Genomic DNA, 14,827 nt, shown 5'->3' with positions numbered 1-14,827 from the left:
TTCAAACGGTTGGTTGCCATCGAGTATTAATACGTTAGAACGATCTTTAAATAATATATTAAAGCCATTAATTATGCGCTTAAAAAACCCTGCTTCTTCTTGTTCAAAAGAGGTACGTTGCTCATTCCGTTTGGCAATACGTTGAGCAGCCGTTTCGTAATCCACTTGTATATAAATAGTTAAATCTGGCGTACGTTGCTTCATTGCCCAAGCATTTACCTGTGCTATAAATTGTTCATCAAGCCCTCTACCAAAACCTTGATAAGCACGCGAGGAATCAGCCATTCTGTCAGAAAGCACAATAGTACCCTTATGCAATGCGGGCTCGACAATTTGTGCCATATGTTGCGCTCTATCGGCTGCAAAGAGCAAAAACTCTGCTTCAGGATATACCGGGCATGGTCTTTCTTGTAATACTTTACGGATTTGCTGGCCTAGTGGCGTAGCACCTGGTTCTCGAGTAAGTACTATAGGGTACTCTAACTGAGCAAGTTCTCGTGCTAAAAATTGTGCTAAAGAACTTTTACCTGATCCGTCGATACCTTCAAGAGAAATTAAGCGGCCAGCCGGTAGTATTGGTAATGCCATAAGAAAACCATTCGTTTAGTAGAAGCTGTCATAGTATACTTATAGTATAGACTAGAAAAAAAAACTGTTAAAGGAGATACTGGTGAAAAAGGTATGGATTGAACCAGGTTGTATTACCTGTGGTGCTTGTGAATTTATATGTCCTGCAGTATTTAAAGTGACTGACATGTCCCATATACTACCTGAAGCTGATATACAATCTAATACTGAGCTTATAGAGCTTGCTGCTCAAGCATGCCCAGTAAATGTTATAAAATACCAAGTGGAATAATCCTAAAAAAGGTGAGTTAGTATGACTGAACAACAACGTTACAACCAACTCTCTCAAGAACTTTTAGAGGGTACACCAGTACATGCTGGAGAGCTACTTAGAAGAGCTGCGCGATTGTGGCCAGATAATAGTGCAGTTATCTGCCAAGATCAGTCTATTACGTATGGGCAACTACATGATCGTGCTTGTTTAATGGCTGAAAAATTAAAGATTGTTGGCGTTCTGCCAAATGACCATGTGCTTATTTATTACGAAAATTCGATAGACTTTTTTATTGCTTATTGGGGCGCGTGGCAAGCAGGCGCTGTAGTTGCACCGCTTAATGTATTTTTACAGACAAGTGAATTGCTAGGCATACTACATGACGCGCACCCACGTGTTATTATTGTTTCAGATAAATTAAAACTAAAGCTTGACGAGTTGCCACAAGAAGAGCTGCCTTTACTACTATCAACGCAAGATATCGCAGCAATCAGTAGTTTTGTCGGTTCTATACCTCACAACCCTATACCACCGCGAGCTCTTGATGATCTTGCTGCTCTGCTTTATACCTCGGGCACGACTGGATTTCCTAAAGGCGTTATGCTCAGTTCTCGTAATATTATTAGTAATGCCATTCAAGGTATTTCGCGCTTTAAAGCTGGACCTGAAGATCGTACCTACTGTGCTTTACCGCTTTTTCATAGTTTCCCTCAAAACGTATGCGTCTGGTCATCATGTATTATAGGATCGAGCTCTATAATTATTCCTAAAGTTGAACGTCGCATGCTGCTTGAAGGCTTTAAGCATAAACCTACGGTCATAATTGCCGTTCCTGCACTGTATGGTCTTTTTTGTCTTATGAAAACAGTGCCCTTTGGTCCTATAAGATATTTTTTTGCTGGTGGCGACGCATTATCAGATAAAATAAGAGCCTATTTTGAGCTTATCTATAGACGTAAAATTTGTAATGGTTATGGGCTCACAGAATCTTCACCCTTTATTGCGGTAGATTTAGATGATTATACCCAGCCCACAAGTACTGTTGGACGCCCTTTTTGTGGTATTAAGTGCTCTATACGTGATGATGAAGGCAAAGAACTTCCCGAAGGCTCTGTAGGCGTTTTATGGATAACAGGCGACAATATTATGCTCGGGTACTATAAAGCACCTGAAGCTACGCGCGCTGTTCTTCGAGATGGTTGGCTTAATACAGGAGACCTTGCTTATATTAATCCTCAAGGCAAAATCGTTATTTCAGGCAGACAACGTGATTTAATTATAAATAAAGGGGTAAAAATTTATCCTCAAGAAGTAGAAAATGTATTGTTAAGCAATGGCCAAGTAACGCAAGCTGCTGTTATTGGTATTGCCCAAAATCAAGAAGAGATTCCCGTAGCATTTATAGGCAGTAGAACCACCGACAAAGATGCACTTATAGCTGAGCTTAAGGAGCTTTGTCTACGTACCTTAGCCCCTTATAAAGTGCCACGAGAGTTTATTATAAAACGAGAGTTACCCGTAACGTCAACAGGAAAAACAGATAAGAAAAAACTGAAAGCTGAGTATACTAAATTATTTTAACACCGTAGATTTTGGGCTTACTCGAGTAGTTTGAGTAAGCTTAATTTCTGTTTTAACAGCATTAATAACTTTATTGCGTAATGGTGACCCTACGTAGCTCATAAGTGCTCCTGCTGGAAGCTGATCTGCATAATACAGTATATCAACTACTTTATTGTGAAATTGGGTGGCAACACGTTGCGTAATACGTCTTTTTTGTACTGTAGTAAGAGTATAAGCAGCAGTAGAAATCTCTTTTTGTATATAGTCTTTGCATTTATGATCAATAAAATCTATAACACGCTCGTTAAGATCTGTACATAAATCTACTGCTTTATATACTTTAGCAGTTTTAGCTTTATCAAAAACACCGTGTACTTTTAAAAGCTCTTGAGTTGCCTGAGTGACAAAGTCTTTTATTTCTTGAGCATATCTGCCATCGTGCATTGAAGGCACAAACAAAGAATCAATGACATGACCTATATAATTACGTGCTTGCTGAGCTCCTATAGCTTTAGCTGGTTGAGCACACATTACACTCATATTTATAGCTAACACTAAGCCCATTAATGCTTTTAATTTCATACAAAGTCCCTCAGGGTTTTATTTTAGTTATTAATTTAGTCTATTTTTTAGTGTAGTAAGTTATAGAAAAGCTGTCAAAACCTAGGCTACTATGCTCAAATAGATAAGGGCACTTTTCAGTGCCCTTACTTTAAAAATAACTAACAATAAATAGATTACCAGCTAGGAGCTGAAGCCGGCCAAAGCTCTTGAGCGTAATCATTAACACTCACTGCAGCTCTACAGAGTGGACAGTTTAAATGTGTTTGTTTAGCATGGTTATACATTTGAGTTAAACAACCTGTACATATATTATGACCGCATTTTAAATAGATGCGTTTAACACTCGTATGAAAATCTTCCATACACACGGGACAATCAGCAGTAGTATAAAGTGTTGATGGTCTTTCTGGGCGTGGTGCAGGACCTGTAGCCTTACGAAGTTCTACTTTAACGATATCACGTACTTTGTTGCGCAAAGGTGTACCAACATAATTAGTAAATGCCCCAACAGGAAGTTCAACTGATTTGCTAATAATAGTATTAACTTCGTTAACTACCACTTGAGTTGTAGCACGAGTTACTTTTTGTTTATCAACATAACTTGGCACATACACATTTTTAAGCTCTTCTTGAGCATACTGAGAACTTTTTTCTTCTATAAATACTTGAATTTCTGAAAGCAAAGCATTATAGAGGGTATCCGTGTTATATTCTTTACTTAAAGATAAAAAGTTTGGATAGGAACCATATCTGCGTAACAGTTGCGAAGCTGTTGTAGTAGTAAACTTTTTAAGCTCACTGCCATAGCTTCCTGCGTGATTACTCGGCATAAGTAGTGTATCAACTACATGCTCAATATACTTGCGCGCTTGAGCTTCTGTTGAACCTTTTGGACGCGTTACTGCGCTTGAAAAACCAACAATGCCAACAGTTAACACAATCAAGCTACTATTTCTAAAAAAGTTATTCATAAATACACCTTTTGTTAAAATTATTATAACTAACTAAAGTAGAAATATATCCATCTACTTGGCATAAGAATAACTGCTAGGGCATCTTTGTCAAAAGGCTGTTGGTTAACGTTGCACTTCAAAAACCGAAAACTCATATTTTTTTGCATTATCATACAGCAAATCAAAGGCCTGTTGTATATCATCAGTTAAGATAAATAATGCGACATCCTCTTTTTTTACGAGCCCTTCAGCAAGCGCTGAATGTATAAGCCAGTCTACAAAAGGCTTCCAATAGTCTACACCGATAAGCACGATAGGTGCTTTTACACGCATTTTAGTTTGAATAAGAGTAAGCAGTCCTGTAAGTTCATCAAGAGTACCAAAACCCCCGGGAAATACAGCAAAACCAGAAGAATAACTTGTAAGTAACCATTTTCTTGAAGAGAAATTATCCATTACTATGGTGTTTTTAGCGCACTTATTAAACCCTTCAATTTCACTCAGCCCTTTAACGCCTATACCTATAGTGCTAATTACTTTTTTACTTTTATTGGCTGCACCACATGTTGCTGCCTCCATAATACCCGGACCACCACCAGTAAGCACAGGAATTTTATGCTTAGAGAGCATAGTTGCAAGCTCTTTTGCTTTTTTTAGGTAAATACTATCAGGAGGCAAATTACTACCTCCAAATATAGTTACTGGAGCGCTACTTAAATAAGAAAGGCGCCATATACCCCGCAGCAGCTGCCAAAAAACTTTAAATAAATGGAATACGAGCTTTAAGTAAGCTCTTGTAGTTGCCAAAAACTTTTTTTTGCGTTGCATAAACAGCCTCACTAAAAATTAAATGCCTCTATTTTTTTAGCATACCTTAAGCACGAGCAGAACAACAATAGAAGGATAAAATTTCTTCTTTTAAAGATTCTCTTCACATTTAAAATTGTATATTTGTATAATTAAAACAAGAGATAAAAAGGTATAGCGAGGAAAAAATGGTAAGCCTAAAAAAAATAGCGTTAATAATAAGCATAGTGTTTTCAGTAAAAGCACTTACTGCTCAAGAAGAGTGGATTACCATTTTTGTGCATGGTACTTTAGGGCTACGTTCTAACTTTTCGCTTGGCACCCTAGGTCAATTTTTTAGAGATACAATTGAAGGTACTCCTTATGAAAGTAATGTGCGGGCTATTAGATCTAATCCTTTTGTGTTTACTATGCAACCAATACAAGACCTAGGACTTAAAAAGATAACCTCCGGATGCTCATGCCCCTGTGGCTCACATATTTTTGCTTTACTATATAACCATTTACTTCAAAAATATGCGCCTGGAGTTAAAAATCACTTTTATACCTATGGCTGGTCAGGCCTTCTGAGTTATAAGCAACGACATAAAGAAGCCGCTCTTTTTTATAGAGCACTCCAAGAAGAGCTTAAAAAGTTTGCTACTCAAAAAAGATATCCCAAAATACGCTTAGTAACTTATAGCCATGGAGGCAATCTGTCCCTTAATTTAGGAGTTATAAGAAACACTGACTTTCCTCAAGACACTTTTGTTATTGATGAGCTTTGTATGATTGGCATGCCTGTACAATATGCTAATTCTTGCCTTGTATGTCACCCTATTTTTAAGCGTATTTTTCATATCTATTCTGCTGGAGATCATATACAGCGGCTTGATTTGTTTTCACCTTCTAACTTTTTGTCTCATAAACGTTTTCATGGCCAGCTTCCTAGCAAACTTACCCAAATTGAATTACGTGTCAGCGCCCCATTACGGCGCATTCCAGGCATTACGCTACCTGCTAATGCGCGTGGCAATGTAGATCAGTCTCCTGGTCATATAGAATTGTGGTTTTTTGGCTGGACTCCTAAAAATTATCGCCGTAATTTAGCTTTGTATCCACTCCCGATGGCATCATTTATTCCCTATATTATGCATACAGCAGACACCTGTTGGCCACAAGCGCGCCATCTTACTTTTGATATCCGGCCACATCAAGAAAAGGTTATACTATCAGCACTATGCAGTAGAACTAAAAAAGTTGTGCCTTTTTTAAGTACATGCGAAGTTACTGCGTTGCAGCGTAAAGCAGCTGAATTTCATCCAGGACAAAAAAAGTATATCGATTGTTATATGCATCTTAAAAGTACTATTAAATCAGATGATTACCAATAAAAACACTATAAGGTAAGGAGTATATCGTGAAGTACGTTTTTCCTATAGATACACTAACTAAAGACAATAGCTTTTTTAGACAAGAAATAATTACAGGGCATAACAGCCAAGTAGTTATAATGAGCCTCAAGGCACATGAAGACATTGGGATGGAAGTACATAAAGCAGATCAAATACTTGTTATAGTAAGCGGATCAGGTAAAGCAGTGTTAAATAATCAAGAGCATTCTATTACTGAAGGCGACTTAGTTATGGTTCCACAAGGCACCCACCATAATATCACTAATACAAGTAATGAACTATTAAAACTCTTTACCGTGTATGCACCAGCACAACATGCAGTAGGAACTGTTGATAAACAAAAGCCATCTGAAGATTAGCGTATATTGCCACTAATTTTATACTGTTATAGTGTATTTTGACTAATCTGCTTCCATAAAGCAAGTAATTGTAGCTTGTTCATTTGTTGACCACGAAGAGCTAATATATCTTCAGATATACCTGATATATCGTAATGGAACATTTGAAGATTATTTTTAAGGGTACGGCGTGGTTGTATAAAACAACGCTTTATAAATATCCAAAAGTTTTCTTCGTCAAGTATTTCATCAAGCACTGGTCGTGGCTTAAAATACAATAAACGTGAATCTACTTTTGGTGGCGGGTAAAAAGCATCAGGCTTAATTTTTGTAAGCAAACGCCATTCAAAAAAATGTTGGAAATAAAGTGATACGTATCCGTAACCACGTCCATGAGAAGCAACTACTTTCTGCGCTACTTCCTCTTGAACCATGATTACGCCTTCTTGTAGAAGATGTCTATTGTCTTTAAGTTTACGTAGTATAGGAAAAGTAACTTGGTATGGCAAATTAGCAAGTAAAATCCAAGGTGCATGCTCTTTAAAGCGATCAAAATCAACATCAAGAATATTTTCTAAAAACACCTCCATACGGTTGTCTGGATACGTAGCAGTCACATGTGCTACCCAGTCAGGATCTATTTCAAAAATCCATAAACGCTCAATGGGTGTTTGTAAAATAGAACGCGTAAGAAAGCCGTCTCCGCAACCAATTTCAAAAACTGAACTTTTATTGTTGAGAGGTACTGCATTGATCATTGTGTCAATAACTGATTGAACACGCAAAAAATGTTGCCCAAACTGTTTTTTTAGCGGTATACCATGCGATTGCCCATGACCTAGAGCTTTTTGCGGCTGACTGTAACCCAGATTTTTTTTCACTATTTCTTTACCTATACGTACTATAACTATTAATTATATTTCAGAGAGATTCTACCCTATTTAAGTGTATCATAAGCACTGTTCTTAACAACTGTATCTAAAATATCTAAGGCCTGAAATTTCCAGGCCTTAGAGAGATTTAAATTAGTATATATTAAGCAGGCAAAATTTCGGTACGGCAATTAGGGCAAGTTGCATGTCCTTTAAGCCAATTAGATAAACATGTATCATGAAACAAATGGCCACATTGAGTAGGCTTTAAATCACCATCGTCTAAACAAATGGAGCATGAGTTCTCAGGTGCTATATCCAGAAAATTCACAGTAAAATCTTTATTGTGCATAAAACCTAAAGCAAAAGGAGGTAATCCAGCTTTATTGTTTTTCTTGAGCCCTTTTTCTACACCCTCTAGCTTTACCAATAGTTCAAGTACTTTTTTGCTTGCATAAGACACACCACCTTTTATACAGCCCTTAAAAGCATAATGCCATAGATTATTGCCAGCCTTATCGCATGTGTTAAGGCCAAAACCTCTAGAGAGTAACTTCTCCACAGTAGCAACGTCATCATGAGCAGCTGCTTTTAGTAGTTGTGCGCGTTTAGCATCTAGATATGCTTTAACAAGTGAATGAGTGTGATAACTTTGGCTTGGCAGTTTAGGAAGTCCATCTATAACAGGTGCTAATGACTCTAATAGCTTTTGACTATAAGTATTAGTTAAATCAATCTTATTATGCTCAAAGTTACGCATAAAAAGTAGTTGCTCAAGATTGAGAATATCTTTAGTCACTAAATTGCTTATACATACACAACTACCAGCTGCCTTAATTAATGCTAACTTACCATCAGGACTAAATGCTACTGAAGGCATAGAGTTAGCATACTTCTTAAGCTCTCGTGATTGAAGTGTATCTACATTCCATATACGTACAGTACCATCGAATGACCCAGTTAACAGTAATTTGCTATCAGAACTAATTGTTATTGAAGTTATAATAGAATCAGTATCATCAGTATTATCAGTATTAACTTTAAGCTCTTGTGATTCGAGCGTATCTGTATTCCATATACGTACACCGTCATAACCTCTACAACCTGCACGAGTTACTACTAACTTACCATTAGGACTAGATAGTATTGACGTTATATTATGAGGAGTACGAATGGGTTTAAACCTATGCACTTTGAGCGTGTTTATATCCCACAAACGTAAAATGCCCTTAGGAAAACCAAGTAATACATACTTACCATCAGATTTAAATTCGGCTACATTTATATTGTCAGTATAGCCTTTAAGCTCATGGTATTTGAGTGTATCTACGTCCCATAGACGAATACTATTGTCACCTAAGCAAGTTAATACTAACTTACCCTTAGTATTAAATGTTGTTGAAATTACATTATGATTATGAGCTTTAAGTTCATGTGACTTGAATGTTTCTACATCCCATATACGTGCAGTTCTAATACATGTATTTTTATCATCTGAAAGAGTTAATACTAACTTACTGTCAGAACTAAATTCTATTGAAATTATATTACCAGTATGACCTTTAAACTCACGTGACTTAAGTGTATCTACATCCCATAGACGCGCAGTTTTATCTTTTGAATTAGTTAATAAAAATTTGCCATCAGGGCTAAAGGCTACTGAAGTTACACAATCAGTATGGCCTTTAAGCTCTCGTGACTCAAGTGTGTCTAGACTCCATATACGTGCAGTTTTATCGTTTGACCCAGTTACTACAAACTTACCATCAGAACTAAATGCCACTGAACTTACCCAATCTGTATGACCTTTAAGCTCATATGACTGATAAGGTATTAAGTTATCATACAAGTCGCTACATTTTTTTAAAAGAGCTGATTTAAGCTGGCTCTGTATAAGCTCGGGCATACCATTAAGATGCCCTGCTACTTGCTCAGGGGTTTGAGAAGAAAGAAAGTCGATTGATTTATCTAAGCATAAATCTTTTAAACAACCAAATGAGTTGTGTACAAACAATAGAGTTACTGCACTAAATAGTAAACGGCGCAATAGTAAAAACATAGAAACCTCGATTAGCAATAGTGTTATTTATAATTTAAGAGTACTTTGTAAATTAAATAAAGTCAAATTGTCAAATTTTAATAAATAACTCATGTTTTTTAAACTAAACAAAATAAGGCCCTGGAAATCCTAAGGCCTTAAATAACACACTAATTACTCTTTTGTTTGTAATAGTTTCGCGCTAGAGGATCATTGCTAATAATATCAAGTGATTCTTTCAAACAACTTAATGCCTGCTTTGCAGCTAGATGTCGTGCTTGAATATGCGTTAACGTGACCATGGTATTCCCTCTTGTAAAATAAGGTGCTGCATTGTATCAGTAACACTATGAAAATCTACCACTTCAATGGTATAAGGCGTGTACAGTCCCTTAAGTACTTCTTGTACTTCGCCTACTTTTCTTCTTGGTTCAATAGCTGTACCAGTATCAAGTGCTAAATCAACATCAGAGCTTACTGCATGAGTGCCTCGCGCTCTAGAGCCAAAAAGATAAATCTTGCAATGCGGAATTAATGCATGAATTATACCTATAATTTTATCTTTAGCCTCTTGTGTAATACCTGTATCGAGAGATTTTTCCATAGTTTAGCTGTTTCCTCTAATAGTTAAGTTATACTATCTTCTAGAGCCCTAGCCCTACAAAGATATAGCATATCAGTGAAGCATGTTACTTGCCATTGGCAAATTTAGATAAATAACTTATGCTTTATAAATTAAACAAAAAATAAGGCCCTGGAAGTTCCAAGACCTTAAGTAACTTAATTAAATATAGTTTTATCTCATGAGTGTTTCTTTAAAGAAATCTAATTCTTCGAGCACTTTACCTGCACCATTTACCACACAGAAAAGTGGGTCATCAGCTATACGTACAGGAAGGTACAAACATAAGTGAACTGGAAAAAGCAATAATGGTATCCACAGTCTGGTGAACAGCCAGATAAGCCTTATTTAGGGCAGCTTAAACTTTGAATGCCGTCAGATCTACAAGCTAAATTAGCGCTTGAAGCATCATTAAATGATACTAACTTGAATTGCCTTATACTACAAAAACTTTCTACAAAGTCCTCAGCATTTCTGAACCCTTAATACTGCAATAAACCTTCTTAGATGATTATTAACCAAAACACACTTTTTATTTAATTATTGACATCTGTTTATTTATTTTAGTAATATTACTCTCAATAGAGTCTTATAAAATTAATAAATTAATATCATTATATAATTAAAGGATATTGTATGTTAACAAACAAATTTATACTTATTTCAGCACTTAGCCTTTTGAGCCTATCAATTTCGCATGCTGCTCTAGACGCGCCAAATGATAAAGGTGACGATTCTACAGCACAAACACCAGTTAGCCCCGATGTCAACTCGGCTGCAACTAACAAAATATGGGACGACGAACTAGGTGATTATGATGCACGCATGTGGGACTACTCCGTAGGCCAATTAGGCGAACCCGATGATTATTATGAACGCATGATAGGAGATGTCTCTTCAATAGATGGTTACACTAGCCCTGTATAATCACTACCATTTAACTCTAATGGCAACTGTACTTTTACTAAGTCAGTTGATACCAGAACACGCTTATGGAATTTAAAAACATTAGAGTCTACAAATGCACAAAGCAAAATAACATCTCTTTCAATACTTAGGGCCTTGATAACTCAAGGCCCTATTTTTATAGTAACTTATGTTCAAAATGCCGTCAGATCTACGTGTAAGTTTTATCGCAATTAACGCGCATTCATCCCACAGCTAAAGCTATCGAGTGAGCTTTCTGCGCAATATTTCGTAAAAAAATAAGGCCTTGATGATTCCAAGGCCTTAGGCTAATTGCTGTAATTAATCAACAAATTTACTGATTAACTATTGGTAATTATCTGCATTACACTTGCACGGTAAATCCCATTTCTTTTTCCGTAGCGTATCAGCAGAAAAATTATTTAAGCTACTGCTAGTATAGGATATTGTCAGCTCTTCACCAGCTTTAACATCTTTAATAGTTACAATACCATCATTGAAGTAACGATTGACACAATGCACCAATTTTGGTACAATTTTTAAAAAGCAGTGTACATGAGGTGATATGATTCTTTTAAAAGCAATTCCTATAAAGTTTTATCGTGAAGATTCAGGCAAAGAACCTGTTTATGATTGGCTTATGTCTTTTGGTAAAGAAGATCGAAAGATTATTGGTTACGATATTAAACGTGTACAAATTGGTTGGCCTTTAGGATTACCTCTTGTAAGACCCTTAGGTAATAAACTTTGGGAAGTAAGAATTACCCTTAATAATCGAATTGCTCGGGTTATTTTCACCCTAAAAGACGGTTTTATAATTTTGCTTCACGCGTTTATTAAAAAGACACAAAAAACTCCTCAAATTGAATTAGCATTAGCTCTCAAACGATTAAAAAATATTTAACGAAGGATAATATGACAAAAAACAAACATATTGGGTCAGACTTTGATACTTTTTTAGAAAATGAAGGCATCCTGGAAGAAGCTCAGATAGCTGCTATTAAACAAGTTATAGCTTATCACTTAAAACAGGAAATGATTGAGAACAATATAACTCAAAAAGAAATGGCACTTCGATTAAAGACAAGCAGAACAGCTTTAAAGCGCTTACTTGACCCCCACAATTACTCTATCACTCTTCTTACATTAAGCCGCTTAGCTCAAGTTCTGGATAAAAAACTCCAAATTAGCTTATCTACAAAAGATGCTCATTAGATAGCTAAAAAAATAAGGCCCTGGTAATTCCAAGGCCTTAGACTAATTTCTCTAATTAATCAACAAATTTATTGATCAACTTTTGGCAATTATGTGCATTACATTTGCACGGTAAATCCCATTTCTTTTTCCATACCATATCAGCAGGAAAATTATTTAAGCTACGACTATTATATGATATTGTTAGCTCGTCACCAGCTTTAATATCCTTAATAGTTATAACATCACCTTTAACTACTTTGCAATTAGCATCGCATGAGTGATTAAGGTACGCAGCATCACTTGTTACTAGTATCCACTTATCTTTACCATTTTCGTCACGATCTATCCACTTTACATGTCGCACTACAACAGCACGCTCAAGACAGCATTTATACTCACGTTCAGTTTCTTCGCCTTCGAATTTCTGAACAAGTGTACCAGCTTTAAGATCTTTAGTAGCAATCAAGCCTTGACCTTTACCGTCTTCGCTTTTGCTTAAAATAGAATCGTATTGAATAGTTTGAATAGTGGTGGCAAACAACGTTGCCAAAGAAAATAAGCTTAATAACTGTTTCATAGTGTAACCTTGATTGTTTATGTGGTTTATAATGTTATTAGTAGCATTGAGCTTACCAGCAAAAAGGCACTAAGCAACCGGTAGTGCTTAATGCCTTTCTAAAATTAAAACTAAAATTGCGTTATCGCATAAGTGTTTCTTTAAAGAAATCTAATTCTTCAAGAACTTTACCTGCACCATTTACCACACAAAACAACGGGTCATCAGCAATACGTACAGGAAGACCTGTCTCACGTGATATCAATTTATCAAGACCACGAAGCAGTGAGCCACCGCCTGCCATTACTATACCTTTATCAACTAAATCTGATGATAACTCTGGTGGCGTATTTTCTAAAGCAACACGTACAACATCAATTATACTTGCTATAGTTTCTAGCAACGATTCATGCACTTCGGTATTAGTTAAGGTAATAGTCTTAGGTACACCAGTAAGCAAATCACGTCCTTTAACTTCTACACTTTCTAGTTGACCATCAAGGAGTACGGTACCTATTTCTATTTTGATCATTTCAGCAGTACGTTCACCAATTAATAAATTGTATTTACGTTTTACATATTGTACAATAGCACGATCCATTTCGTCACCGCCTACACGTACTGAACGGCAGAACACCACATCTTTTAAGCTTATTACTGCAACTTCTGTAGTACCACCACCAATGTCAACGATCATGCTGCCTGACGGATCATGTACTGGAAGACCGGCACCAATAGCTGCCGCCATAGGTTCCATAATAGTATAGACTTCACGCGCGCCAGCTTGTTTAGCTGAATCTTCTACAGCACGACGTTCAACTTGGGTAATACCTGAAGGCACACCAATGATCATACGAGGGCGTACAAGGGTGCGTCTATTGTCATGCACTGCACGAATAAAATAGCGGAGCATAGCTTCGGTAAGCTCAAAGTTAGCTATTACGCCTTCACGCATTGGCCTACAGGCAACAATACTTTCAGGTGTTTTTCCTAACATTTCTTTGGCACGTTTGCCTGCTGCAAGGACTTGATTTGTTTTAGCATTAACAGCAACCACCGAAGGCTCGTTAAGTACAATGCCTTTATTAGGTACATAGACAACAGTATTAGCTGTTCCTAAATCTATTGCCAGATCGTTGGAAAAAAAGCTAAAAAGTCGTCGTGCGGGTAAAAATCGGGAAAATATGTTGCTCATATGTATTTTTTAAAAACCTTTAATAGTTATCTGGTTAAAAATCGACTTCAACCATAAGAGATACACTGTTTGTTTTACTTGATCGTTCACTTACTTTCCACTGCACAGGTATATCCCATGACAGTGAGAGCGTAGGCAAATAGCTTCTACATTCTTGAAATTTAGCAAAATCATAAAATGCTGTCAGGGAAACATACTCTTGTCCCCATGAGCTTCGATTTCCTCTAAGTTGATCAAGATTGATAGCAGCGGTTTTATCTTTTCTTCTATCACATGCTTCATCAGCTCTGTGCTTAACAAAAGTAAAGGCTGCACGTGCTCCTAAACCTTCACGTAACCCTTCAAACGTTACAGATGGGCTAACCATAAAAGTCCACCCTGGATTAATAGAAATAAGACCTTGCACTGCACCATAACGTGATGGCTCTAACTTGGCAGGAATACGACGATACTCGTCGTGTGGTAAGCGCTTAATAGCACGGCCCCAAAGACTAAAATACCAGTCTTCTTTAACTTCAAAGTCACCCATTAGATCAAAGTAAACACCAAAATGCTTATTGCCACCAATAGCTACAGATGCTGGGTTGTCAATGCAAAAGGCAGGAGCTGTTGGTATGATTATACCACATTTAGTACGCGCTGTTATGCTTCTGAATTTACATAAATAGTCCCAACGCTTTGTATAACAAGCAAACAAATCAATGTCACTAAAAGCTGTACGGCTAAAAAGAGGTGGCGTTACTCCAAGAACATCATGGAGCTCTTCTTTAAGTTTAAAAAAGTCTTGTCTTGTACCTATAGAGGGAAATGAGCAGCTTGCATCTAGACAAAACTCTTGGCGTGCATTGACATGCATAAAGAAAAAAGAGGTACCTAAAGACCAACAATCATTAAAATAGTGCTCATAATAAAAAGCTACTCCTTCAGCATCAAGACGACCGTCTCTTTTAAAGGGAACAC

The 14,827-nt window shown here is 36.8% G+C and carries 17 protein-coding genes; 7 read left to right on the top strand and 10 right to left on the bottom strand.

What is annotated here, in order from left to right; translation table 11 throughout:
* Positions 1–588, bottom strand: a 588-nt coding sequence (gene tmk / locus H0X48_06110) for a dTMP kinase (GenBank protein ID MBA3954866.1), incomplete at its 3' end; no start/stop codon positions are given.
* Positions 589–664: 76 nt separating this feature from the next.
* On the opposite strand from tmk, the gene H0X48_06105 reads away from it, so the two are divergent.
* Positions 665–859: a ferredoxin gene (locus H0X48_06105; GenBank protein MBA3954865.1), complete on the top strand. Its 195-nt coding sequence runs from the start codon at positions 665–667 to the stop codon at positions 857–859.
* Between the two features lie 21 nt (positions 860–880).
* Positions 881–2,422, top strand: coding sequence for an AMP-binding protein (locus H0X48_06100; GenBank protein ID MBA3954864.1), 1,542 nt, complete (start codon positions 881–883; stop codon positions 2,420–2,422).
* Here H0X48_06100 and H0X48_06095 read toward each other — a convergent pair.
* The 3 genes from H0X48_06095 to H0X48_06085 form a co-directional block, all read right to left on the bottom strand.
* Positions 2,414–2,986, bottom strand: coding sequence for a hypothetical protein (locus tag H0X48_06095; GenBank protein MBA3954863.1), 573 nt, complete (start codon positions 2,984–2,986; stop codon positions 2,414–2,416). The two genes, H0X48_06100 and H0X48_06095, sit on opposite strands and share 9 nt — an antisense overlap.
* A gap of 155 nt (positions 2,987–3,141) precedes the next feature.
* A complete protein-coding gene (locus tag H0X48_06090; protein ID MBA3954862.1) occupies positions 3,142–3,939 on the bottom strand; it encodes an E3 ubiquitin protein ligase in 798 nt (265 codons plus the stop codon).
* Positions 3,940–4,044: 105 nt separating this feature from the next.
* On the bottom strand, positions 4,045–4,749 hold the full coding sequence (locus tag H0X48_06085) for a TIGR00730 family Rossman fold protein (protein ID MBA3954861.1): 705 nt from the start codon (positions 4,747–4,749) through the stop codon (positions 4,045–4,047).
* A 167-nt stretch (positions 4,750–4,916) separates the two neighbouring features.
* On the opposite strand from H0X48_06085, the gene H0X48_06080 reads away from it, so the two are divergent.
* Both H0X48_06080 and H0X48_06075 read left to right on the top strand, forming a co-directional pair.
* On the top strand, positions 4,917–6,101 hold the full coding sequence (locus tag H0X48_06080; GenBank protein ID MBA3954860.1) for a hypothetical protein: 1,185 nt from the start codon (positions 4,917–4,919) through the stop codon (positions 6,099–6,101).
* Positions 6,102–6,127: 26 nt separating this feature from the next.
* The gene (locus H0X48_06075; GenBank protein MBA3954859.1) at positions 6,128–6,481 is read left to right on the top strand and encodes a cupin domain-containing protein; all 354 of its coding nucleotides are present in this window, start codon (positions 6,128–6,130) and stop codon (positions 6,479–6,481) included.
* 26 nt (positions 6,482–6,507) lie between these two features.
* Here H0X48_06075 and rsmA read toward each other — a convergent pair whose 3' ends face one another.
* The 3 genes from rsmA to H0X48_06060 form a co-directional block, all read right to left on the bottom strand.
* On the bottom strand, positions 6,508–7,341 hold the full coding sequence (rsmA, locus tag H0X48_06070; GenBank protein MBA3954858.1) for a ribosomal RNA small subunit methyltransferase A: 834 nt from the start codon (positions 7,339–7,341) through the stop codon (positions 6,508–6,510).
* 154 nt (positions 7,342–7,495) lie between these two features.
* On the bottom strand, positions 7,496–9,391 hold the full coding sequence (locus H0X48_06065) for a hypothetical protein (protein MBA3954857.1): 1,896 nt from the start codon (positions 9,389–9,391) through the stop codon (positions 7,496–7,498).
* A 268-nt stretch (positions 9,392–9,659) separates the two neighbouring features.
* Positions 9,660–9,974, bottom strand: a complete 315-nt coding sequence (locus H0X48_06060) for a nucleotidyltransferase domain-containing protein (protein ID MBA3954856.1) — start codon at positions 9,972–9,974, stop codon at positions 9,660–9,662.
* A gap of 654 nt (positions 9,975–10,628) precedes the next feature.
* Here H0X48_06060 and H0X48_06055 point away from each other — a divergent pair.
* The 3 genes from H0X48_06055 (at position 10,629) to H0X48_06045 (ending at position 12,134) form a co-directional block, all read left to right on the top strand.
* Positions 10,629–10,919 carry a hypothetical protein gene (locus H0X48_06055; protein MBA3954855.1) on the top strand — a complete coding sequence of 97 codons (291 nt, stop codon included), beginning with the start codon at positions 10,629–10,631 and terminating at the stop codon, positions 10,917–10,919.
* Between the two features lie 565 nt (positions 10,920–11,484).
* On the top strand, positions 11,485–11,823 hold the full coding sequence (locus H0X48_06050; protein ID MBA3954854.1) for a type II toxin-antitoxin system RelE/ParE family toxin: 339 nt from the start codon (positions 11,485–11,487) through the stop codon (positions 11,821–11,823).
* A gap of 11 nt (positions 11,824–11,834) precedes the next feature.
* On the top strand, positions 11,835–12,134 hold the full coding sequence (locus H0X48_06045; protein MBA3954853.1) for an XRE family transcriptional regulator: 300 nt from the start codon (positions 11,835–11,837) through the stop codon (positions 12,132–12,134).
* Between the two features lie 55 nt (positions 12,135–12,189).
* On the opposite strand, the gene H0X48_06040 is transcribed toward H0X48_06045, so the two are convergent.
* The 3 genes from H0X48_06040 to H0X48_06030 form a co-directional block, all read right to left on the bottom strand.
* Positions 12,190–12,693: an SET domain-containing protein gene (locus H0X48_06040; GenBank protein ID MBA3954852.1), complete on the bottom strand. Its 504-nt coding sequence runs from the start codon at positions 12,691–12,693 to the stop codon at positions 12,190–12,192.
* A gap of 121 nt (positions 12,694–12,814) precedes the next feature.
* Complete coding sequence (locus H0X48_06035) at positions 12,815–13,867, bottom strand: rod shape-determining protein (protein ID MBA3954851.1); 1,053 nt, start codon at positions 13,865–13,867, stop codon at positions 12,815–12,817.
* A 34-nt stretch (positions 13,868–13,901) separates the two neighbouring features.
* Positions 13,902–14,827: hypothetical protein (locus H0X48_06030; GenBank protein ID MBA3954850.1), on the bottom strand; the 926-nt coding region annotated here is incomplete at its 5' end.

Source organism: Candidatus Dependentiae bacterium (assembly GCA_013821315.1).
Lineage (GTDB): Bacteria > Babelota > Babeliae > Babelales > Babelaceae > JACDHA01.
Note: the sequence above shows the minus strand (reverse complement) of the source record. Positions and strands in the feature narration are given on the sequence as shown.

Excerpts from the sequence above, each read along its gene's own strand:
- H0X48_06100 (MBA3954864.1), top strand. The coding sequence starts at position 881 with ATGACTGAACAACAACGTTACAACCAACTCTCTCAAGAACTTTTAGAG.
- H0X48_06060 (MBA3954856.1), bottom strand. The coding sequence starts at position 9,974 with ATGGAAAAATCTCTCGATACAGGTATTACACAAGAGGCTAAAGATAAA.
- H0X48_06035 (MBA3954851.1), bottom strand. The coding sequence starts at position 13,867 with ATGAGCAACATATTTTCCCGATTTTTACCCGCACGACGACTTTTTAGC.
- H0X48_06090 (MBA3954862.1), bottom strand. The coding sequence starts at position 3,939 with ATGAATAACTTTTTTAGAAATAGTAGCTTGATTGTGTTAACTGTTGGC.
- H0X48_06095 (MBA3954863.1), bottom strand. The coding sequence starts at position 2,986 with ATGAAATTAAAAGCATTAATGGGCTTAGTGTTAGCTATAAATATGAGT.
- H0X48_06080 (MBA3954860.1), top strand. The coding sequence starts at position 4,917 with ATGGTAAGCCTAAAAAAAATAGCGTTAATAATAAGCATAGTGTTTTCA.
- H0X48_06050 (MBA3954854.1), top strand. The coding sequence starts at position 11,485 with ATGATTCTTTTAAAAGCAATTCCTATAAAGTTTTATCGTGAAGATTCA.
- H0X48_06085 (MBA3954861.1), bottom strand. The coding sequence starts at position 4,749 with ATGCAACGCAAAAAAAAGTTTTTGGCAACTACAAGAGCTTACTTAAAG.
- H0X48_06055 (MBA3954855.1), top strand. The coding sequence starts at position 10,629 with ATGTTAACAAACAAATTTATACTTATTTCAGCACTTAGCCTTTTGAGC.
- H0X48_06045 (MBA3954853.1), top strand. The coding sequence starts at position 11,835 with ATGACAAAAAACAAACATATTGGGTCAGACTTTGATACTTTTTTAGAA.
- H0X48_06040 (MBA3954852.1), bottom strand. The coding sequence starts at position 12,693 with ATGAAACAGTTATTAAGCTTATTTTCTTTGGCAACGTTGTTTGCCACC.
- H0X48_06065 (MBA3954857.1), bottom strand. The coding sequence starts at position 9,391 with ATGTTTTTACTATTGCGCCGTTTACTATTTAGTGCAGTAACTCTATTG.